The sequence below is a fragment of the Vibrio sp. IB15 genome (assembly GCF_016406055.1).
GTDB classification, from domain to species: Bacteria; Pseudomonadota; Gammaproteobacteria; order Enterobacterales; family Vibrionaceae; genus Vibrio; species Vibrio chagasii.
In genome coordinates this window covers 19,881-42,112 of the sequence record NZ_JAEFCE010000039.1, presented here as the reverse complement: position 1 = coordinate 42,112, position 22,232 = coordinate 19,881, and the positions used below count along the sequence as shown (strand labels likewise).

Genomic DNA, 22,232 nt, shown 5'->3' with positions numbered 1-22,232 from the left:
CATCATATCTCGCTGAAACATGGTCACTTTACATCCAATAAATTCGCAAAATTGTAGATCTTCTGGTCAGCACGAAAAGGCAAGTTATAATGCCTGCAATTTCATGGATGCATTATTTAACTTGGAAATGCCGATTATGACTAAATCACAGAACGTAGACCCAGCAGAAATTAAGAAATTCGAAGACATGGCGTCGCGCTGGTGGGATCTCGAAGGCGAGTTTAAGCCTCTACACCAAATCAACCCACTTCGCCTAAATTACGTGCTAGAAAAAACCGAAGGCTTGTTTGGTAAGAAAGTCCTCGATGTTGGCTGCGGCGGCGGTATTTTAGCGGAGAGCATGGCTGTTGAAGGTGCAGTAGTCACTGGCTTAGATATGGGCAAAGAGCCACTCGAAGTGGCACGTCTTCATGCACTAGAAACCGGTACCAAGCTAGATTACATCCAAAGCACGATTGAAGACCATGCAGAGCAAAACCCGCAAACTTATGATGTGGTGACTTGTATGGAAATGCTCGAGCATGTACCAGACCCACAATCCGTGATTACCGCGTGTTCAAAATTGGTGAAACCAGGCGGACATGTGTTCTTCTCTACGTTGAACCGTAATTTCAAATCTTACCTGTTCGCGATTGTTGGCGCAGAAAAACTGCTTAGAATTGTTCCTGAAGGCACACATGAGCATGACAAGTTCATTCGCCCAGCTGAGCTAATCAAGATGATCGATAACACCCCACTTCAAGAATTAGGCATCACTGGACTGCACTATAATCCGTTAACAGACAGTTACCGTTTAGGGCAAAATGTAGATGTTAACTACATAGTTCATACGCAAAATTTCGCCTAACCAATATCAAAAATCCAACCGTAAAATCTTTTATAAAAAAAGACTAATGAAAAGAGTTGCAATTAACATAAGTTTGCGACTTTTTTCAGTCTAAATTTCGTGCGCCAGCTTCCATTTTAACCACCTCGATTTAAATTTAATCGCCGAAAATCCATCGCTCATTTTGCCCAAAGATCAAGGTATTTTTTTTTATCAGCGTGCAAAAATAAAGCATCCTTAAAAGGCGAGTTTTATACAATCAAGTGACATCTAACCTCATCAGTTAGTGGTCACTTACAGTTTTTTTTCAATCCACCACTTATCCACAAGCAACCCCATTTCTTTACCTTGAAAAATGTCAGTTGTAGCACTATCTTGTAACCCAACAAACAAATGACCCCTATATGTTGTGTTTGAACTACAATATATGGGTAGACCAAGATCACAAAGCCGAAACGTAATTTACAAAAATTACACAGAAATAGACAAAAACACGGCCTTGTTCAGTTTTGTTAGGGAAATTAAGCAGAATGAACCAACAACTTACTGTTACTAAGCGTAACGGGCGCAAAGAAACGATCGATTTAGAAAAAATCCATCGCGTGATTACATGGGCAGCGGAAGGCTTGCACAATGTTTCAGTATCACAAGTAGAATTGAAAGCTCACATTCAGTTTTACGATGGCATTACCACTACTGATATCCATGAGACAATCATCAAGTCAGCAGCGGATCTAATCTCTGAAGAGACTCCAGATTACCAATATCTTGCAGCACGTCTGTCAGTATTCCACCTACGTAAGAAAGCGTACGGCGAATACGAGCCACCTGCACTTTACGACCACGTTGCAAAACTGGTTGATATGGGTAAATACGATAGCCACCTAATGGAAGACTACACGAAGGCTGAGTTCGACGAACTTGACTCGTACATCGACCATAAGCGTGACTTAGATTTTTCTTACGCAGCGGTTAAACAGCTTGAAGGTAAATACTTCGTACAAAACCGTGTAACGAAAGAAATCTACGAGAGTGCTCAGTTCCTTTACATTCTAGTTGCTGCATGTCTATTCGCTAAATACCCGAAATCGACTCGTCTTGACTACATCAAACGTTTCTACGACGCATCGTCTACGTTTAAGATTTCTCTACCTACACCGATCATGTCTGGTGTACGTACTCCTACTCGTCAATTCAGTTCTTGTGTACTGATCGAGTGTGGTGACAGCCTTGATTCTATCAACGCAACAGCAAGCTCAATTGTTCGTTACGTATCTCAACGTGCTGGTATTGGTATCAACGCAGGTCGTATCCGTGCGCTTGGCTCTGAAATCCGTAATGGTGAAGCGTTCCACACTGGCTGTATCCCTTTCTACAAATACTTCCAAACAGCAGTAAAATGTTGTTCTCAAGGTGGTGTTCGTGGTGGTGCGGCAACGGTATTCTACCCACTATGGCACGGTGAAGTTCAGTCTCTACTAGTACTGAAGAACAACCGTGGTGTTGAAGAGAACCGTGTTCGTCACATGGATTACGGCGTACAACTGAACAAGCTTATGTACTCCCGCCTAGTTCAAGGTGGCAACATCAGCTTGTTCTCACCTTCTGACGTACCAGGCCTATACGACGCGTTCTTCGAAAATCAAGAGCGCTTTGAAGAGCTGTACGTTAAGTACGAAAACGATCCGTCAATCAAGCGTGAAACAGTAAAAGCAGTAGAGCTATTCTCTCTACTAATGCAAGAGCGTGCTTCTACTGGTCGTATCTACATTCAGAACGTTGACCACTGTAATACACACAGCCCGTTTGACTCTGAAGTTGCACCTGTTCGTCAATCGAACCTATGTCTAGAAATTGCGCTGCCAACTAAGCCGCTTTCTAACGTAGAAGATGACGAAGGCGAAATTGCACTATGTACGCTTTCAGCATTTAACCTTGGCGCAATCAACGAACTGGATGACCTATCAGAGCTTTCTGAACTGGTTGTTCGTGCTCTAGACGCACTTCTTGATTACCAAGACTACCCGCTTCCAGCAGCATACAAGTCGACAATGAACCGTCGTACTCTAGGTGTAGGTGTTATCAACTACGCATACTACCTAGCGAAGAATGGTGTGAAGTACTCTGACGGCAGCGCAAATGGCCTGACTCACCGTACTTTTGAAGCGATTCAATACCACCTACTAAAAGCGTCTGTTGAACTAGCGAAAGAGCAAGGTCGTTGCCCATCTTTCCACGAGACTAACTACGCGAAAGGCCTACTGCCAATCGATACTTACAAGAAAGATATCGACTTAGTATGTGATGAGCCTCTGCACTACGATTGGGATGCGCTACGTGAAGAGATCATGGAGCACGGTCTGCGTAACTCTACGCTAACTGCGCTTATGCCTTCTGAGACTTCGTCTCAAATCTCGAACGCGACTAACGGTATCGAGCCACCACGTGGTTACGTATCAGTGAAAGCATCGAAAGACGGCATCCTGAAGCAAGTGGTTCCAGATTTCCTAAATCTTAAAGAGAACTACGAGCTACTTTGGAACATTGGTTCTAACGACGGTTACCTACACCTAGTGGGTATCATGCAAAAATTCGTTGACCAAGCTATCTCTGCAAACACTAACTATGATCCAAGTGTTTACGACAGCGGTAAAGTACCAATGAAGAAGCTGCTTCAAGACCTACTAACTGCATACAAGTTTGGTGTTAAGACTCTTTACTACCATAACACTCGTGATGGTGCAAAAGACGACCAAGGTGACGCAGTAACAGTGCCGGAAGAAGATTGTGAAGGCGGCGGTTGTAAGATCTAAACCGCAGTAAAACATTAAGACCCCAGAGAAGTTATCTTCTCTGGGTTTAAAGCATTAACAGGGTTCGTTTTATAACGAGTCTTTAAAGGATTTGAGGCATTTATGGCTTACAGTACTTTTTCTCAGAAAAAAAATGACCAGCTAAAAGAACCAATGTTCCTAGGTCAGTCGGTTAACGTTGCACGTTACGACCAACAAAAATTCGAAATCTTCGAAAAGCTTATCGAGAAGCAACTTTCTTTCTTCTGGCGTCCAGAAGAAGTAGACGTGTCTAGCGACCGTATCGACTACAACAAGCTTCCTGAGCATGAAAAGCACATCTTCATCTCTAACCTGAAGTACCAAACACTGCTGGATTCTATCCAAGGCCGTAGCCCGAACGTTGCCCTACTTCCGCTAGTATCACTACCAGAAGTTGAAACTTGGATTGAGACTTGGTCTTTCTCTGAAACGATTCACTCTCGTTCTTACACGCACATTATTCGTAACATAGTGAACGATCCAGGTCTAGTATTTGACGACATCGTTGAAAACGAAGAGATCCTAAAGCGTGCTAAAGACATCGCGTTCTACTACGACGACCTAATTAAGCTAACCGCTGATTACCATCGTTACGGCGAAGGCAACCACAACATCAACGGCGAAGACGTTAAGATTTCTCTTCACGACCTGAAGAAGAAACTTTACCTATGTCTAATGTCGGTAAACGCACTAGAAGCAATCCGTTTCTACGTGAGTTTCGCATGTTCATTTGCATTCGCTGAGCGTGAGCTAATGGAAGGTAACGCAAAAATCATCAAGCTAATCGCTCGTGATGAAGCGCTTCACCTGACCGGTACTCAGCACATGATCAACTTGCTACGTAACGGTCAAGACGACTTCGCATTCATGCAAATTGCTGAAGAATGCAAGCAAGAGTGTTTCGACCTATTCAAGCAAGCAGCTGAGCAAGAGAAAGAGTGGGCAGAATACCTATTCAAAGACGGCTCTATGATTGGCCTGAACAAAGACATTCTTTGCCAATACGTTGAGTACATCACCAACATCCGTATGCAGGCCGTTGGTCTAGGTACCGCTTACCCAGAAGCAACATCAAACCCAATTCCATGGATCAACGCTTGGTTGTCTTCTGATAACGTACAAGTTGCTCCGCAAGAAGCAGAAATCAGTTCTTACCTAGTTGGTCAGATCGACAACGAAGTGAAAGCTGACGACTTTGAAGGATTTGAGCTGTAATGCCAACAATCAAAATCAACAAGCTAACTTCAATTGAATCTAACCCTTCAAATACGCTATTGGAAACAATGGAACAAGCTGGGTTAGAACCAGAATACAACTGCCGAGATGGTCACTGTGGCGCATGCCGCTGTACGTTGGATTCTGGTGAGGTTGAGTACGTTGGTTTTGCTATGGCTTACACGCAAGGCAACGAGATTTTGCCTTGTATCTGCAAAGCGAAATCCGATCTATCGCTGAGTAACGTGATTCATCGAAACAAGCAAAAGCGTGCTTAATCCAATCGGCTTAAGTACGCTATGTTCCGAAGAGAATGAGTTAAGCGAAGATTAGAGACTTCAAAGCAATACAGATTAGAAAGGGTCCGCTTCCTCTTGGAATGCGGACCCTTTTTCTATTCGAGTCTTTAGTTCTCAAGCATCAAACCAGATGTTTACTGTTGAGTCAGGTTCAATGTCACCGAACCGATGTAACAAGCGCTTCGACACTCTCCACAGCCATTGCACTTATCTTGAGCAACCGTAGGTAACTCCCCGGCCTCAATCTGTATTGCGCCCGCTGAACACGCAGATTGGCAGGCATGACAGTCCATTTGCATATAGTTATTGCAGCTATCAGCAAAGTTAGGTTTTAAATCAATGTAAGGCGTGACCGTTGGGTGAAGCGCACCAGTCGGACACACTTCACTGCACTTGTTGCACATAGAGCAGCTGTTGTAATCCAAATTGAGCAGCGCGCTGCCCTCTTGTATCTCAATAACACTGTTTGGGCACGCTTGCTCACACAAGCCACAGCCATCACACAGACGCTCAAACAGCACTTCATCAACGGCTCGCGGTGGCCTAGCATGTAAACGCTTTGATTTCTCTTCATAACTGGCTGCGGCTTGAACAGGTTTAGACAACCGAGTTAAAAAACCACGCCTATTTGAATTTACTTGCTCAGACATTAATCAATATATAACTTTTTAGTAGCAACGCTTAATTTATATTCAGATGTTAGGTAATTAAGCCAATCAATTACACTAACTGATAACTTCTTATAAAAGGATAGTTCTGACTTTTTATTTAGAGTTTCTAAATATACAAAAGACCAAGTTAATAAATGAGACTCAAGTAATTCACGAGCTGAATTTATATTATTATTTTCTAACAAATAGGCGTGAGCGAATAACATTAGACCAAACTGATCTTCGGGCTCTCTTAAACCAGTATCTAATTCAATTTGATTTAATTCTAAAAACTGTCGATACGCGACCGTTGACTCGCCAAACACAACACGGTCTTTATCGAGGTAAACCGAGCCCCATGGTGGTGCTGGCATCTCTCCAACCCCTTCAAACAGGCGGCTAAACTCGGCTGTTAAGTCATCCTCCTGTTCATTTTGAACGGCTAATAAACAATCTTCTGATAATACTTGGTTCTCAACGAGAGCTTGAACAATCTCTATTAACTGCTCTTTACTTTTTGCTTGATAGAATATTGAGCCAAGTAATTTGTTCGTATCGATAATCATTATTATTTACATCGTAATAGGTTTTAAAACTGATTATATAAATCAAACCATTTCATTCTTTGATCTAATTTATACATTCAATTCATAAACTTTAAATTTCACACTTATTTGACGCTCATCAATCAACATTTAAATATTAAAAGACAAAAGTAAAACTACCTATAAAGTGCTACCCATCAATAACAATAGGCATCTTAGAATGACGAATAAGAAAGAATCTGGGGTAATGAATCTTACTCGAAGAGGCTTCATGAAAGCTTCTTCTGCGGTATCGCTTTGCCTTTCAAATCCAAACCAGTAGCTGCTGCAGTTGCTGAAAATGTGGATGAGAAAATCGTATGGAGTGCATGTACAGTAAACTGTGGCTCACGCTGCCCGCTACGTATGCATGTACAAAACGGTGAAATCAAATACGTAGAAACAGACAACACGGGTACTGACGAATACGGTCATCACCAAGTGCGTGCATGCCTGCGTGGTCGCTCTATGCGTCGCCGTGTTTACAACCCAGATCGCCTTAAGTATCCAATGAAACGTGTGGGTAAACGTGGTGAAGGTAAGTTTAAGCGCATCAGTTGGGAAGAGGCTTTTGATGAAGTCGCTGGCACCATGCAACGCCTTATTAAAGATTATGGTAACGACACCATCTATCTAAACTACGGTACAGGTACACTTGGTGGTACGGTCACTAAGTCTTGGCCACCAGCACAAACGCTGATTGCTCGCCTTATGAACCTAAGTGGCGGTTACCTAAACCATTACGGCGACTACTCAACCGCGCAAATCGCGAAAGGCTTGAGCTACACCTACGGTGGTTGGGCAAACAACAACTCTTTCTCTGACTTAGAGAACACTAAGCTTAACATCCAATTTGGTAACAACCCTGCTGAGACTCCTATGTCTGGCGGCGGTCTGATCCACCACTACGTAGAAAGCAAAAACAAATCAAACGCTAGAACGATTATCATCGATCCACGTTACACCGATACTGCCGGTGGCCGTGAAGATCAGTGGATCCCAATTCGCCCATCTACCGATGCTGCATTGGTAGCGGGTCTTGCACACGTGATGATCACTGAAGACCTAGTCGACCAAGCGTTCCTAGCCAAATACTGTGTCGGTTACGATGAGAAGACTCTCCCTGCTTCAGCTCCTAAAAACAGCGACTACAAATCTTACATCCTAGGTTTAGGTGAAGATGGCGTAGAAAAAACACCTGAATGGGCTTCTAAAATCACGGGTATCCCTGTCGATACCATCGTTAAACTTGCTCGTGAGATGGGTACAGCGAAACCGTGTGCTATCCACCAAGGTTGGGGCCTACAACGCACTGCGAACGGTGAGTTAGCTTGTCGCGCAATCGCTATGCTGTCACTACTGACAGGCTCTGTGGGTGTATCTGGCGGTTCTACGGGTGCTCGTGAAAGTGACATCAACATTCCGTTTGTGCGCTTCCCTACCGTACCAAACCCAATTGAAACCTCCATTTCAATGTTCATGTGGACAGACGCGATTCACCGTCACCACGAGATGACCGACATCACTGACGGTGTTCGTGGTGCAGAGCGCCTGAAAAACCCAATCAAGATGATCTGGAACTATGCGGGTAACTGCATCATCAACCAACACTCAGACATCAACAAGACACACGCGATTCTTCAAGACGAAGATGCCTGTGAAATGATTGTTGTCATTGATAACCACATGACCTCTTCAGCGAAGTACGCTGACATCATCCTGCCTGACTTAACCACATCAGAGCAAGACGACTGGTGTATGGATGGCAAAGCATCGAACATGCCTTACTTCATCTACGCACAGAAAGCGATTGAACCTCAGTTCGAAGCAAAATCTATCTACGAGATGTGTACTGAGCTTGCTAAACGCATGGGCGTTGAAAAAGAGTTCACTGAAGGTCGTACTCAAGAGCAGTGGATTGAGCACCTTTACGCAGAAACTCGTAAAAACGACCCTACACTGCCAACCTTCGAAGAGATGAAAGAACTGGGTATCTACAAGCGTAGCTATGACCACAACTACATCGCTTACGAAGATTTCCGTAAAGATCCTGAAGCGAACCCACTAACCACACCAAGTGGCAAGATCGAGATCTACTCAGAGCAACTGGCAGAGATTGCGAAGACTTGGAAGCTAAAAGAAGACGAAGTGATTCACCCACTTCCAATTTACGCGGACTCTTTCGAAGGCCATAACGATCCACTAGTAGAGAAGTACCCGCTACAACTAACGGGCTTCCACTACAAGGCTCGTACCCACTCCACTTACGGCAACGTTGCAGAGATCAAAGCTGCGGCACCACAAGAGTTGTGGATCAACCCAATCGATGCAAAAGAGCGCGGTATTGAAAACGGCGACATGGTCAGCATTTTTAACGACCGTGGTGAAGTTCATATTCCAGCGAAAGTGACACCAAGGATTCTTCCTCGAGTTGTCGCGCTAGGTGAAGGTGCATGGTACGCACCCGATGGTCAGAAGATCGACCATGCAGGCTCTATCAACGTGCTGACCACTCAGCGCCCGAGCCCACTTGCTAAGGGTAACCCTCAGCATACAAACCTAGTTCAAATCAAAGCGCTTAAGAAAGCATAAGGTAGGTTGGAATGAAACAATACGGCTTTTACATTGATTCAAGTAAATGCACGGGTTGTAAACCTGTCAGCTTGCTTGTAAAGATTATAACGATCTAGACATCAAAACGAACTACCGTCGCGTGTACGAATACGCAGGTGGTGGCTTCACTCAAGATGGCGATACCTGGGTTCAGAAAGATGTTTTTTCTTACTACCTCTCTATCGCTTGTAACCACTGTACTAACCCTGCATGTGTGAAAGTGTGTCCTTCGGGCGCAATGCACAAACGTGATGAAGACGGCTTGGTTGTGGTTGATGAAAGTGTGTGTATCGGTTGTCAGCACTGTAGCAATGCGTGCCCTTACGGCGCACCACAATACAACGCTAAAAAAGGCCACATGACCAAATGCGATGGTTGTTACCAACGTGTTTCTGAAGGCAAACAGCCAATCTGTGTTGAGTCTTGCCCACTTCGTGCATTGGAGTTTGGCGAAATCAATACACTTCGCGAGAAATACGGCTCTGGTGCAGATGTGGCGCCACTGCCATCTTCAACAGAAACGCTACCGAACATCGTGATTAAGCTAAACAAAAACGCGAAGCCGACTGGCGATACCAGTGGTCACCTAGCAAACCCTAAGGAGGTGTAAGATGATTTTTCATGAGTGGTCTTTGATCTTCTTCACGGTGCTAGCTCAAACCGCTGTCGGTGGTTACCTGCTTATTGGTGCCCGTGCACTGGCACTTGGTCATGACGAAGAGAAACTGAACAGCTACAAGGTTCCAATGTTCATTCTGTGGGCATTAATGGGTCTTGGTTTTATGTTCTCGACAACGCACCTAGGCTCTCCACTGCGCGCGTTTAATGCCTTTAACCAACTAGGCTCAGCTTGGTTGTCTAACGAAGTGTTCTTCGGTGCGGCATTCTTCGCTGTCGGTGGCCTGCAATGGCTACTGTCAGTGGTCAAGAAAGGTGGCCTTGCTATCCAGAAAGCACTGATGGTTGGCGCTATGGTGCTGGGTGTCATCTTCATGTACGCGATGATCAACGTATACATAATCAACACAGTACCAACATGGGACAACATCTACACACCACTGAGCTTCGTCATGACTATGGTTGTAGGTGGCTTGCTGCTGTCTCAGTTCGTGATTGTATTTGTTAACGACAGTCGCTTTACAGTTGACCGTAACATCACCATGCTGGCTGTGATTGCCGTTGCGATCAGTTTGCTTGTGACAGTCGGTAAACTGAATCTAATCGGTGACATCCAAACTTCAGTAGCAAAAGCTTCAGAGTTGGTTGATGGTTTAGGCAGCTATGTGATCCTTCAAGTTGCATTGCTAATGGCAAGCTTACTGATTTGGATTCTACCTATGCTTAATAAAGCAAAAGTGAACCCAGTCAATCTAGGCCTAACATTAGTACTATTCCTAGCGTCAGAACTAATCGGCCGTGGCTTGTTCTACAGCCTACATATGACAAGCGGTTTGTAATCACAGGCTCCTTATTTGGTTATCTAGAAGGCTAGATAAACTCAAGGCCCAACACCTATTTAGATGTTGGGCCTTTTTATTGGTTCTGTCTAATCTTGATTTAAGAGATCTTGGTTTACGACAAGAGCGTCTTATTTGATGATCGCTGAAGGGATAAACATATCCTTCACACGTTTTACTGAAGAGTAGTCACCAAACATAGGTTTATTGTCTAGATGCCTTCTTAGCATGTCTGCAGCGACCGTTTTGATGATAGTACGTGCATCTTCGCGCTTGTATTGACGATAAAACTCCAGCACTTGCCCCCACTCACCCGCTTCGCTCGATAATGCAACACTAAAGGTATTGCCCTCTAACTTGCCCGTGACTAGGGCTAACTCGGTGCCGCACTTTTCTCTTGTAGCGCCAGCCAGAGCAAACGTTGCTGCTAGTGGGTCGTTCTTTTCAAGCTCACTCTCTTTTGGCTCCGCCATCACCCAAGAGTGACCGAAGCAATCTTCAACTTGTTCATTCGATTGTAGCCAAGCCGAAAGCGCACCTTTGGTTGATACTTCTGATACCGACAAGGTCTTCTTTCTTTCCGCCATAATATGACCGATATGGTCGATCATCGGCTCATCAACACTGACAACATTGCTCTCTAGCAGTTTGTACACCATTTGCAGTAGCTTAACGCGAGTTTCTAAATCCGACTTAGGCCCAAACAGTTTCACTTCAATGAACGGCAGATAAGAGCGGTAACCCAGCTCATAACCTTCCGGCAGTTTCAGTTGGTCTAACACATCAGAAATGCCGGATTCAGACAAACCAAAGGTAAATAACCTGCTGCATTCAGAAGCGACTACTTGAGGATAAGTGCGAGCAAGATCAGGGATAATTTCAAAGCTCACCATGCGCTTGAACTCACTCGGTACGCCCGGAGTGAAATAGAAAGTCGCATCGTTAATCTTAAGTTTGAAGCCACATGCTGTTCCAACAGGGTTATCGACGATTTCTGAACTTGCTGGCAATAAGGCTTGTTTTAGGTTGCTGTCTGGCATCGGCATGCCACGTCCAGAAAACATCTCTTCCATACGCGCTAGCCACTCAGGGAACATGACTAATTTCTGTTCTGACGCAGTCGCAGCTGCCGCAGCACTCATATCATCGGTTGTCGGGCCTAAGCCACCATTAACGATAACCACATCATAGTTAAAGCTTAGCATCAGCAACTCTTCAACCAAGGCATTCATTTGATCACCGACTGTGGAGCGTTTAGCCAAAGCAAAACCGTGCTGATAAAACTCAGCAGACATCCAAGCCGCGTTCGTGTCTACAATGTCTCCGTGAAGAACTTCTTCACCTGTACTTAACATTGCGATTTTCGTCATGTTTCTATCCCTTGTAGTCATAAAAAGACGCTGCATTATCTACAAACTGGTCTATGTTTGAGTTTGAGCTATTTGGCTTTTTAACAAATATTAACAATGTTAAATCTAAGGTTTTCTTAGGAAAAGCGATAAATTATTAGTTCCCTAAATCAGGCATTTAATGGATAATTGTGACCCTGATCAATTCTAAACTTTCTCATGGAGACCCTTGTGGCCAAATCACCGTTACTAGCAAAGGTTACTGCTGCATTTACAATGCTAATGTCAGTTAACTCGGTTGCAAGCCAATACGACTTCGACCAGCCAATCAACCTTTCTTATTCGGATGAATGTGCTCAAGATTACTGTGTTAATGATAGCTTGTACACCTACAAGCCTAGTACCAATTACGCACTGAGCGAATCAAGCGAAGAGTACGATTTCTCAATCCAACAACCAAAGCACCTTTTGGTTAGCGAAGAGAAAAATTGGGATTACCTAATGGGTCAAACTTACACGATTCTTGGCTTAAGTGTTGCAACCGTTGGTTTAATGACCTTCTTACCAGAAAGTATCACTAAATGGGACGACGACCAACGCGACTTAAGTAAGTTAGGTCAAAAGTGGAAAGATAACGTTTCTGAAGGCCCTGTGTGGGACCGTGACGAACACTTCCTAAACTATGTGATGCACCCGTATTTTGGTGGTGTTTACTACACAGCAGCACGTCACGCGGGTTACAACGAGTTTGAATCGTTTATGTACTCTTGGACGATGTCGACCTTCTTCTGGGAATACGGCGTAGAAGCATTTGCTGAAGTACCTTCATGGCAAGACCTTTTCATCACACCTTTCTTCGGTGCGGTTGTGGGTGAAATAATGCTAGAAACCGAGCAAGACATCATTGCTTCAGGCGGTGAAGTGATGGGTTCTCAAACCATGGGTGATGTGTCTCTGTTTTTCCTAAACCCTGTCGGTCATATCCACTATTGGGTAAGTGATGCTTGGGGTGGTGACGCAGAAGTTAACCTGAATACTAACCCTTGGTGGGATAACCAAGATGCCGCGAAATTCGCTTACGATGCTGGCGCGCCATACGATTCTCAGTTTGTTGGTATGAACTTTAAAGTAACCTTCTAATACAGCGACCTGATTACTTTCGGTAATAACCAAAACTTTTCTAAAATGCGGCTCTCTAGCCGCTTTTTTTGTGCCCTACTCTTCATTCTCTTTTTTTGCATCACAGCTTAGTTTCAAAAATTGACACAGGTCAAACATTGTTCGATATAAACTTCTACACTGAAATTAACGAACTTTATCGCTTAATATCAAACATTTAATTAGCAATGATTAATTGAAACTTTGGGGGCTGATATGAACAGTACATTTATCGTAAACTTTATCGGAAAAGCGTCGCCTGCGACCATTAAACAACTCGCTGCGGTGACTCATGAGAACGACGGCAAATGGCTCATCAGTAAAGTGAACTTTATTGAAGACCAAGTTGCAGGCGTACTTAAGGTTCAACTTCCAGCCATCAATGAATCGATTGTTAAAGAGGCATTCAGCGCTAACCCGGACCTGATTGTCCAGTTCGTTGATTCAGACCATGCACATAATGTTCAAGATACCATTCACCATCTGAGACTCGATTCTAACGATCGCGCCGGTATCGTCAATGAAGTGACACATGTACTCGATAGACAAGGTATCAATATTCTCGACATGGATTGCCAGCGCGTATTTATTGCCGGTGGTGGCGGTGTCAGTTCAAGCCTATTCACTTCTAAAATCGCGGTTAAGCTACCAATCGAAGTTCAAATCGATGATGTTATCAATGAACTAGAAACTCTCAGTGAAGATACTCGAGTGATGGTCGAGAGCTAGTTGAACTAACCTCCTAACGATACCCTATCGTTGGGAGGATACTTCCTCCCTCCTTACATAGCTTACAAAAAAACGTATAAAATCTAAAAAATACATAAGCAAGACATATGAAACCAAGCATTGTTCTCATATTTTTGTTACCATAGATTATCTTTTATAATTTAGTCACTTAGGTTCACACATGGAAAGAAAAAGGTCGAGTTGGCAGCTCAATGTCATCTCAGCAATCCTTCTTACGACACTGTTTAGCGGTTGCAAAAGTGGTCATGAAAATAACGATAGTGGAACAACGACTACGGGAACAACTTCAAGTACGTCATCTTCTCCTATTACGCTTAGCATCCCAAGTAGTGTCTCATTTTCTGAACCACAATCAGGGTCGAAAACAGAATCCATTACCGTTTCTCTTTCCGAAGCATTAGCTCAAGAACTCACCTTAACTATCTTAACTAGTGATGTGACAACTCACTCTAATGGCACCTTCAAAAACTACGATGCTATATCAAGTCAAAACGTCAAAATTGCGGCAGGTGCAACCAGCGCAGCTCTACCACTAAACCTTATACACAATAATCTGTATGAGGGCAGTAAAACACTTCATTACTCAATTAGCGCTGATAACGGTACAAATTACACTCTTTCAAACGAACGAACTGTAGTAACCATTGATGATAGCGATACTCAACCAACAGTTAGTTTTAGTAACGACTTAAGTACCGTTGTAGAAGGTGACAGCATTATTCAACAAGCTGTTTTGAGTCATTACACATCTCAAGATGTAACACTTACCTTAACTCAAACTGGTATTGCCGCGCCTGAGGACTTTACTGTTGATATATCAGAGTTAACTCTTAAATTGCCAGCAGAAACCCTATCAACAAATATCACTTTTTCTGCTCGTGATGATAGCTTCGATGAAGGTGGCGAATCGGTAATCTACACGATAGCTTCCGTTGGTAACGCGACTATCGATTCGAGTAAAAACACTCTCGCGTTCTATATTCCGGGGCAGAAAAGTTTTAATGATACTGGGTATGTCACTTATTTTGATGGAACAGACTACGACAGCGTCACTCCTCCAGTATCACATCCAAATCAAGATGCAGATTTTGGTTTAGATATAACAAATGGAGACGAACATTCGGATGGAGAGTATGGCTTCCGCTACACCAAGTTAGATGCTCACGGAAACCGTCTAACACCTAGCGCTAATGATTGGCGCTGCGTTAGAGACGAACATACCGGATTATATATTGAAGCGAAACAAGCTCCGATAGCACTGCCCAGTCAATCAGAGGTAGACACCTGGGTCAAGAACCACAAAGACGACCCTGACGCCAACCCTTACCCGTGGGATAGCCAGTCAAGCTCATGGAGAAGCGCATCATACACATATACTTGGTACGACTCTGACAATACAACAAATGGTGGCTATGCCGGAGCACCCAATGATCTCTTGTATAGTGCCGGCCCGATATCTTCTCAATGTGCTTACATTAATGATGGTTCAGGGAGCAACTACTGTAATACAGCTAGCTATATTGATAGCCTAAACAGTCGCTCAATTTGCGGTATTACAGATTGGCGATTACCGTCTCCTGTTGAAGCCCGCTCATTTATTAACTTCAATGTCGGCAGCGTCCCTGCTGGCGCCATTGATTTCTTTCCTAATCTAGGAGAGCGACTCTTCACACATTCTAGCTCTGTTAAGCAAGATGGTAGTGCTAGATGTATCGACTCTCAAAATGGTGAACTTGAGCTATGTAATAAAAACATTGCAGGTTCGACAGGTATTGTGGCGGTAAGTGGGGGTATTGAATAATGAGACTAAAACTAATCTTAGGTGTAACTGCCTCTTTGTTAAGTGCAAATACCATCGCACAAACCTGCGTACAAACTCAAACACCCTCTCACCAAGACGGGCAATTTATTGATCGTAAAGATGGCACATTACTCGACGTAACGACTAATTTACTTTGGTCAAAATGCAACCTAGGTGAAATCTATAATCAATCCAATGACACATGTGATGGTACAGCGATTAAATATCAGAATTGGCAGGATGCGCTCATCGCAACCAAAGATGCAGATTTGACCACTATTGCCGGCCAGGCTGGTTTTCGGTTACCTAACATCAAAGAGTTAAGTTCAATCGTTGACTATAGCTGTACTAGACCAGCAGTCAACCTGACGTACTTCCCAACCACAACCAATGAACCATATTGGACTAACACACCCGACGCTCATAAAATAAACAGCAATTATGATGGTTTAATTATTGATTTTGAAGAAGCTTTAGAAGTCATTACCGACCCAGATGATATTCCACACCCTCTTGTTCGATTAGTGAAAACATTTAACTAGCTTCTACGGTACAAGTAATCAAAAAGAGCAGCACCTGGCTGCTCTTTTCTTTTTCGAAACCTGCGACTCAATTACTTAACTGACCACTGTGATAATGAACGCTTAAAGTCTTGATAGCCAAACTCATTCAGCTTTTGCACTTCACCATTGCTGCGCTCGCAGTAGATTGAAGGCATTTTTAAGCCGTTGAACCAGTTGAGCTTCACCATGGTGTAACCTGCGCTGTCCAACAAGTGAAGTTTTTGTCCGATCTGCAGTGGCTCATCAAAGCTCGCCTCGCAGAACTGATCGCCCGCAAGGCATGAACACGAACCAATCACGTAGTCATGGCTGCCGTCTTCAGACGCTTCTAATACCGATGCTGGTTCATTGTAAATAAGCGTATCAAGACGGTGGGCTTCAGTTGCTGAATCCACAATAGCCGTTTTCTTCACGTTCTCAACAATATCCACCACTGTCACAACCAAGTCTGTTGTTTTCGTGATGATCGCTTCACCCGGCTCTAGGTACATCTGCACACCGTGCTTTTCAGAGAAGGCTTTCAGCGCAAGCCCCAGTTTCTCGATGTCATAACCCGGCCATGTAAAGAACACACCGCCGCCCATGCTCACCCAATCTAGCTTATCTAGGTGCTCGCCAAACTGTTCTGAGATTGAATCAAGCAATCCAATAAAGGCATCGACATCTTTGTTCTCACAGTTCATGTGGAACATCACGCCATTAATCTCATCAAAGATTTCAGGCTTGATATGGTTAGCTTGAACACCTAAACGCGAGAATTGACGCGCTGGGTTTGCCAAGTCTTGCCCTGCATAGCTCACACCCGGATTTAAACGTAAACCTAGTGACGCTTTACCTTCAACAATATGACGGTACGCTTCGAATTGGCTTTGCGAATTGAAGATCATCTTGTCGCAGATGTCAGCCACTTCTCTCACGTCGTCTTCGCTGTAACCCACACTGTAAGCATGCGTTTCACCGCCAAAGGTTTCGTAGCCAAGTTTCACCTCGTATGGGCCAGAGCTTGTCGTGCCATCAAGGTAAGGCTTGATGATGTCAAACACACCCCATGTCGAGAAACACTTCAGTGCCAATACCAGTTTTACACCTGAAATCTCTTTCAGTTGCTTGGCTTTCTCTAAGTTCGCAATCAACTTATCTTCGTTGATCATGAAATACGGCGTTTTTAGTTCGTTGTTTTGCATGTTAATACCTTGCGGCCCTCGAGTTCACGAAGGCACATGATAATCGAACAAAGCCGACGCAACAGCATCGGCTTGTAATTATACGTTCTCGTCAATCATATGACTTTGAATGGAATTCGCAGAGCTTTGACCTTGTCGCTAGGACATCGCGCGGAGTTTACGAACGTAAATGAGCACGATGGACAACGCGACAAGGGCAAAGAGCAAGAATTACTTCAAAGTATGGATTAGAGGTAGACCTTGCCCAGGCTCTAGCTCTTGAACATGCCAATCTAGACCGATTTCAGGCATGGTTGCTAGGAACGGGTCTGGGTTTAGCTGTTCCATGTTGAACACGCCTTTATCAGCCCATTCGCCATGGAAGAACTGAAGTGCAGCCGTAATAGCTGGAACACCCGTTGTGTAAGAAATTGCTTGGTGCTCTACATCTTCGTATGCCACTTCGTGGTCTGCGTTATTGTAGATGAAGACGCTGCGCTCTTTGCCATCTTTCTTACCTTGCACCCAAGTACCGATACACGTTAAACCTGTGTAACCCGGAGCCAAAGATGTTGGATCTGGCAGTAGTGCTTTAAGAACGTGTAGAGGCTGAACCACAGTGCCGTCATGCAATGTTAGCGGTTCTGGGCTCAGAAGGCCGATATCACGCATGCAGTTGAAGTAGTTTAGGTACTTGTCACCAAAGCCCATCCAGAACTCGATGCGCTTAGCTGGGATGAATTCCTTCATTGAACGAACTTCATCGTGCGCCATTGAGTACACTTTGTGAGTGCCACAGTTAGGGAAATCAAATTCAAGCATACGAGAGTGACAAGGAACTTGTTTCCACTCTTCATTTTCCCAGTAGAAAGAGTCACCTTGGATCTCAAGCATGTTGGTTTCTGGGTCAAAGTTAGTCGCAAACTTCTTACCGTGATCGCCTGCGTTTACATCCATTACGTCGATCGTATCGATCTCATCGAATAGGTGCTTAACCGCGTGCGCTGCAAATACTGAAACCACACCAGGATCGAAACCCGCACCAAGAATACCTGTGATACCTGCTTCAGCAAACTTCTCACGGTAGCCCCACTGCCAATCGTAAGCTTGTGGTACTTGTTGACCTTCAGAACATAGGTCAACCGCTACCGATGTATCTAGGTAAGATACTTTTGCTTGGTAACACGCTTCCATGATCGCCATGTTTACCCAAGGAGGACCAGCGTTGATGACTAGGTCTGGTTTCACTTCGTTAATCAACGCAACAAGAGCATCAACATCGTCAGCGTTTACTGCGCGAGCTTCTAGTTTTTTAGTTGAATCTTTAAGGTTGTTTTTACCTTTGATTGATTCGATGATTTTTTCACATTTCGCGATTGTGCGAGAAGCGATTGTGATATCACCCAGTACTTCGTTATTTTGTGCTGCTTTATGTGCAACAACCCAACCAACGCCGCCTGCACCAATTTGTAGAATAGCCATAGTATTAATTACCCTTGTTGTTCTGCTAGCTCAGTGGCTAGAGTTTGAATTTTGTTAATTAGAGATTTGAAATCAGAAGTCTTTAGGCACGGATTCAAGATAGTGAATTTAAGCGCACTCTTACCATCCACGACAGTTTCACCCAATACTGCAACACCACGAGTCAGCGCTTCCAGTCTTAGCGTTTGATTCAGTTTATCTAAATCTAGGTCACCGTTTGCTGAGGGCTTAGATCGGAACAGCACTGTTGATAGTGAAGGCTCCGCGAGTAGCTCTAAGTTCGCTTGCTGTTGAATCAGGTCTGCCACTTCTAGCGTTTGCTCAAGAAGATGGTCGTACATATCGCCCAATTGCTTTGGCCCTACGCTCTGCATGGTCATGAATACTTTCAATGCATCAAAACGCTTGGTGGTCGCGATAGACTTGTCGACTAAGTTCGGCAACTCATCGTGTTCACGGTTTAGGTAATCTGCATGATGCAGAAGGTACTTAAAGTTCGTTTTGTCTTTCAACAACACCGCGCCGCAGCTGATTGTTTGGTAGAAAAGCTTGTGGAAATCGACACTCACAGAGTCTGCTTTTTCGATACCTTGTAAGCGAGCTTTGTGGCTACTCAAGATAAGCGCACCGCCGTAAGCACTGTCGACATGGAACCAAAGGCCTTGTTGGCTTGCGATGTCTGCAATCGCATCAAGATCGTCGATAGCACCGTGGTCGGTTGTACCTGCCGTACCCACTACAGCAAAAGGAATCAGACCTTGAGCTTTAAGTGCTTTGACTTCTGCGCACAACAAATCAGGTTTGATGGTGCCGTTTGCGTTGGTCTCAACACAGCACACCGCGCTCTCGCCTAAACCAAGCAATGAAGCAGATTTTTGAACCGTGAAGTGAGATTTGTTTGAACACAAGATACGAAGCTTGCTTGCATACTCTGGCAAACCCAACTTTTGGATTGAGTGACCATCTTGCTTATCGGCAACCCAGTCTCTCGCTAGCAATAAGCCCATTAGGTTACTTTGCGTGCCGCCACTGGTGAAAACACCATCCGCTTGATCGCCAAGTTGGTACTTGTCACACATCCAATCAACCACGCGCTGTTCAACGTAAGTTGCAGCCGATGCTTGATCCCATGAATCCATTGATTGATTCAGAGCTGCGATAATGGATTCCGCCGCTACCGATGCCATAAGAGGAGGAGTATGAAGGTGTGCAATACAGTCTGGGTGTTGCACAAAGATAGAGTTTGTAGCGACAAGGTCTGCAGTGCTATCTACAACGTCCACCAAGGCGTGTTGGTTGTTGTCTAGATCGACAGCCTTGATAGCGGCCTCCAGCACTTTTGGTTCTAGACTTGAGTACGGCGTTTCAACCTGCTCAAAAACCGCTTTCATCGCTTGAGTGGTTTGGTTCATCACGTTAGCGAATTCATCGCTACCACCTAGGCCTGTGTGAATGAAGTACTTGTTCCACTCTTGGTTTACTTGCTCACCAGAAGCTTGCTCTTCTTGAACACCGCCACCAGCCGCAACGATGGCTTCTTCCATTACACGTAGAGCAAAATCAATCTGCTCGAAAGAGATGATCATCGGTGGCAGGAAGCGAATCACTGAGCCGTCACGACCGCCCTTCTCAACCATTAAACCACGCTCTAATGCTGCCCGTTGAATAGCTAGTGTTAGTTCACCATCAGATTTGGGCTCACCAAATTTATTAAGTTCGCCGTTTGGTTGCTTGATCTCAGCGCCAAGCATCAGGCCTTTACCGCGCACTTCAGCAATACAATTCACGCGAGATTGGATTTTTTCTAGACCTTGACGTAGGTATTGACCGGCAATCTTTGCATGCTCAACCAAGCCGTCACGCTCGATGATTTCTAACGCTTTAGCGCCTGACACCATTGCCAGTTGGTTACCACGGAAAGTACCCGTGTGCTCGCCAGCTTTCCAAGTGTCGATACTCTTATCAAACACAAGCAATGACATTGGAAGTCCGCCACCGATCGCTTTAGACAGACACAAGATATCAGGGTTAACGCCCGACTCTTCAAACGCGAATCGATGACCGGTTTTACCGACACCACACTGAATTTCATCAAAAATCAGTAGGATACCGTGTTCGTCACAGATGCGACGCAAGCCTTGTAGCCAAGACGCAGGAGCTGGAATCACACCGCCCTCACCCTGTACGGGCTCTACGATCATTGCAGCTGGCTTCATGATGCCAGACTCATCATCGTTCAACATGCGTTCGATGTAACGGATACTTGCGTTAGCCCCTGCTTCTCCGCCAATGCCAAACGGGCAGCGTAGGTTGTATGGGAAAGGCATAAAGTGCACGTCAGACATCAAACCGCTGCGACGTTCTTTTGTACCTAGGTTACCCATCATGCCCATGGTGCCGTTGGTCATGCCATGGTAAGCACCACGGAAAGCAAACATGGTATTGCGACCTGTGGTTTGTTTGGCTAGCTTGATCGCTGCTTCAACAGCATCTGCACCGGATGGGCCACAGAATTGAATCACTGAGTTGTTTGAAAACTCTTGAGGAAGAAAGGCTTTCACGCGCTTGATAAACGTCTCTTTTGCTTGAGTCGTAATATCAAGAGTTTGGTATGGCAAACCAGAATCGAGCTGGTCTTTGAGTGCTTGGTTAATCTCTGGGTGGTTATAACCCAAAGAAAGTGTACCTGCACCGGCTAAGCAATCGAGAAACAGTTGGCCACGAGTATCTTCAACTAAAGCGCCACATGCTCGTTTAATAGCAATCGGCAGGCGTCTTGGGTAAGAGCGAACATCCGACTCATGCTGTTCTTGCTCTAGCAAAATAGCGTCAGGTGTTAGGTCGTACGTTCCCTCTAAGATAGGAACCATAGTTGAAAATGAATTTGCGATAGTGTTGATATCGACTTCAAAGGCGGTAGTCATAAAAATTCCCTTGAATATTTCATACTCACCTCCATCAAACGCAAATACACACCAGCCCTCTCGATTAACAAGAGTTCGTAATGAAATACGCATATTGTCTAGAAATGAGATATAGCTGTACGCCCGCATAAGTCAAACGACGAATACGAAATTAAGCTGCCTTAAGACAGTGATAAATTGTTAGCGAGAGCTCAAGGTTCAGTAATGCTACTGTTTTGAAGAATTGGACATTTTTGCAGGATCGGACAGCTATGAGGAGCTTGTCCCTTTGGAAATGCAGAGCTGATTAGCAATGTTGTAGTTAGTATGTTCAATGTTGGGTTTCCCATTAGCATGGCGAACTGCGCCATAAGTATCCCGTCTATCAGCTAAAGGACTAGCCGATACCTACCCTACGTAATTTCCCAATCAGCAAGAATGGTCATTACGCGTATCCCCCAGAAAGCAGTCGCGGCTCTTTTTGAACATCGGCCGTTCCGAGATTGCGCGGGAAAGTAACATAAAGTGAAACGAACTATCAATAGTTTTTAATAAACGCTTAATTAATACGCGCAGTGAGTGACA

15 protein-coding genes and 2 pseudogenes are annotated in these 22,232 nt (G+C 44.5%); 11 read left to right on the top strand and 6 right to left on the bottom strand.

Features of this window, described 5'->3' with window-relative positions; all coding sequences use genetic code 11:
* Nucleotides 1-103: 103 nt before the first annotated feature.
* The 4 genes from ubiG (at nt 104) to yfaE (ending at nt 5,153) form a co-directional block, all read left to right on the top strand.
* The gene (gene ubiG / locus JC606_RS14925) at nt 104-847 is read left to right on the top strand and encodes a bifunctional 2-polyprenyl-6-hydroxyphenol methylase/3-demethylubiquinol 3-O-methyltransferase UbiG (protein WP_171731632.1); all 744 of its coding nucleotides are present in this window, start codon (nt 104-106) and stop codon (nt 845-847) included.
* A gap of 509 nt (nt 848-1,356) precedes the next feature.
* Entirely contained in the window at nt 1,357-3,639 is a 2,283-nt protein-coding gene (gene nrdA, locus JC606_RS14920) for a class 1a ribonucleoside-diphosphate reductase subunit alpha (protein ID WP_198778878.1), read from the top strand.
* A gap of 102 nt (nt 3,640-3,741) precedes the next feature.
* Complete coding sequence (gene nrdB, locus JC606_RS14915) at nt 3,742-4,875, top strand: class Ia ribonucleoside-diphosphate reductase subunit beta (RefSeq protein WP_102398203.1); 1,134 nt, start codon at nt 3,742-3,744, stop codon at nt 4,873-4,875.
* Entirely contained in the window at nt 4,875-5,153 is a 279-nt protein-coding gene (gene yfaE / locus JC606_RS14910) for a class I ribonucleotide reductase maintenance protein YfaE (protein ID WP_008222053.1), read from the top strand. The genes nrdB and yfaE overlap by 1 nt, the downstream gene beginning before the upstream one ends.
* Before the next feature lie 155 nt (nt 5,154-5,308).
* On the opposite strand, the gene napF is transcribed toward yfaE, so the two are convergent.
* Both napF and JC606_RS14900 read right to left on the bottom strand, forming a co-directional pair.
* Nucleotides 5,309-5,824, bottom strand: a complete 516-nt coding sequence (napF, locus tag JC606_RS14905) for a ferredoxin-type protein NapF (RefSeq protein ID WP_137407469.1) — start codon at nt 5,822-5,824, stop codon at nt 5,309-5,311.
* Nucleotides 5,824-6,390 (bottom strand): TorD/DmsD family molecular chaperone, encoded by a 567-nt coding sequence (locus JC606_RS14900; protein ID WP_137407468.1) that lies wholly within the window; start codon nt 6,388-6,390, stop codon nt 5,824-5,826. The genes napF and JC606_RS14900 overlap by 1 nt, the downstream gene beginning before the upstream one ends.
* Before the next feature lie 199 nt (nt 6,391-6,589).
* On the opposite strand from JC606_RS14900, the pseudogene JC606_RS14895 reads away from it, so the two are divergent.
* From JC606_RS14895 to JC606_RS14885, 3 genes and pseudogenes are all read left to right on the top strand, one after another.
* Nucleotides 6,590-9,000: pseudogene (locus tag JC606_RS14895) on the top strand (DmsA/YnfE/YnfF family dimethyl sulfoxide reductase).
* An 11-nt stretch (nt 9,001-9,011) separates the two neighbouring features.
* Nucleotides 9,012-9,631: pseudogene (locus JC606_RS14890) on the top strand (DMSO/selenate family reductase complex B subunit).
* A gap of 1 nt (nt 9,632) precedes the next feature.
* On the top strand, nt 9,633-10,478 hold the full coding sequence (locus JC606_RS14885; protein ID WP_198778877.1) for a dimethyl sulfoxide reductase anchor subunit family protein: 846 nt from the start codon (nt 9,633-9,635) through the stop codon (nt 10,476-10,478).
* 131 nt (nt 10,479-10,609) lie between these two features.
* Here JC606_RS14885 and JC606_RS14880 read toward each other — a convergent pair whose 3' ends face one another.
* Nucleotides 10,610-11,848, bottom strand: coding sequence for a CinA family nicotinamide mononucleotide deamidase-related protein (locus JC606_RS14880; RefSeq protein ID WP_102426152.1), 1,239 nt, complete (start codon nt 11,846-11,848; stop codon nt 10,610-10,612).
* A gap of 210 nt (nt 11,849-12,058) precedes the next feature.
* Here JC606_RS14880 and JC606_RS14875 point away from each other — a divergent pair, with 210 nt between their 5' ends.
* The 4 genes from JC606_RS14875 (at nt 12,059) to JC606_RS14860 (ending at nt 16,078) form a co-directional block, all read left to right on the top strand.
* Complete coding sequence (locus JC606_RS14875; RefSeq protein WP_137407466.1) at nt 12,059-12,967, top strand: DUF3943 domain-containing protein; 909 nt, start codon at nt 12,059-12,061, stop codon at nt 12,965-12,967.
* A gap of 234 nt (nt 12,968-13,201) precedes the next feature.
* Nucleotides 13,202-13,714 (top strand): glycine cleavage system protein R, encoded by a 513-nt coding sequence (locus JC606_RS14870; RefSeq protein WP_061032798.1) that lies wholly within the window; start codon nt 13,202-13,204, stop codon nt 13,712-13,714.
* Nucleotides 13,715-13,895: 181 nt separating this feature from the next.
* Nucleotides 13,896-15,536 (top strand): DUF1566 domain-containing protein, encoded by a 1,641-nt coding sequence (locus JC606_RS14865; protein WP_198778876.1) that lies wholly within the window; start codon nt 13,896-13,898, stop codon nt 15,534-15,536.
* Complete coding sequence (locus tag JC606_RS14860; protein WP_198778875.1) at nt 15,536-16,078, top strand: Lcl C-terminal domain-containing protein; 543 nt, start codon at nt 15,536-15,538, stop codon at nt 16,076-16,078. Before JC606_RS14865 ends, JC606_RS14860 begins: the two co-directional genes overlap by 1 nt.
* Before the next feature lie 71 nt (nt 16,079-16,149).
* On the opposite strand, the gene nspC is transcribed toward JC606_RS14860, so the two are convergent.
* The 3 genes from nspC to JC606_RS14845 form a co-directional block, all read right to left on the bottom strand.
* Nucleotides 16,150-17,283: a carboxynorspermidine decarboxylase gene (gene nspC, locus JC606_RS14855; RefSeq protein WP_137407462.1), complete on the bottom strand. Its 1,134-nt coding sequence runs from the start codon at nt 17,281-17,283 to the stop codon at nt 16,150-16,152.
* A gap of 210 nt (nt 17,284-17,493) precedes the next feature.
* Nucleotides 17,494-18,744 carry a carboxynorspermidine synthase gene (locus JC606_RS14850; protein ID WP_198778874.1) on the bottom strand — a complete coding sequence of 417 codons (1,251 nt, stop codon included), beginning with the start codon at nt 18,742-18,744 and terminating at the stop codon, nt 17,494-17,496.
* 8 nt (nt 18,745-18,752) lie between these two features.
* Nucleotides 18,753-21,668 carry a pyridoxal phosphate-dependent class III aminotransferase gene (locus JC606_RS14845; protein ID WP_198778873.1) on the bottom strand — a complete coding sequence of 972 codons (2,916 nt, stop codon included), beginning with the start codon at nt 21,666-21,668 and terminating at the stop codon, nt 18,753-18,755.
* Between the last annotated feature and the right edge of the window lie 564 nt (nt 21,669-22,232).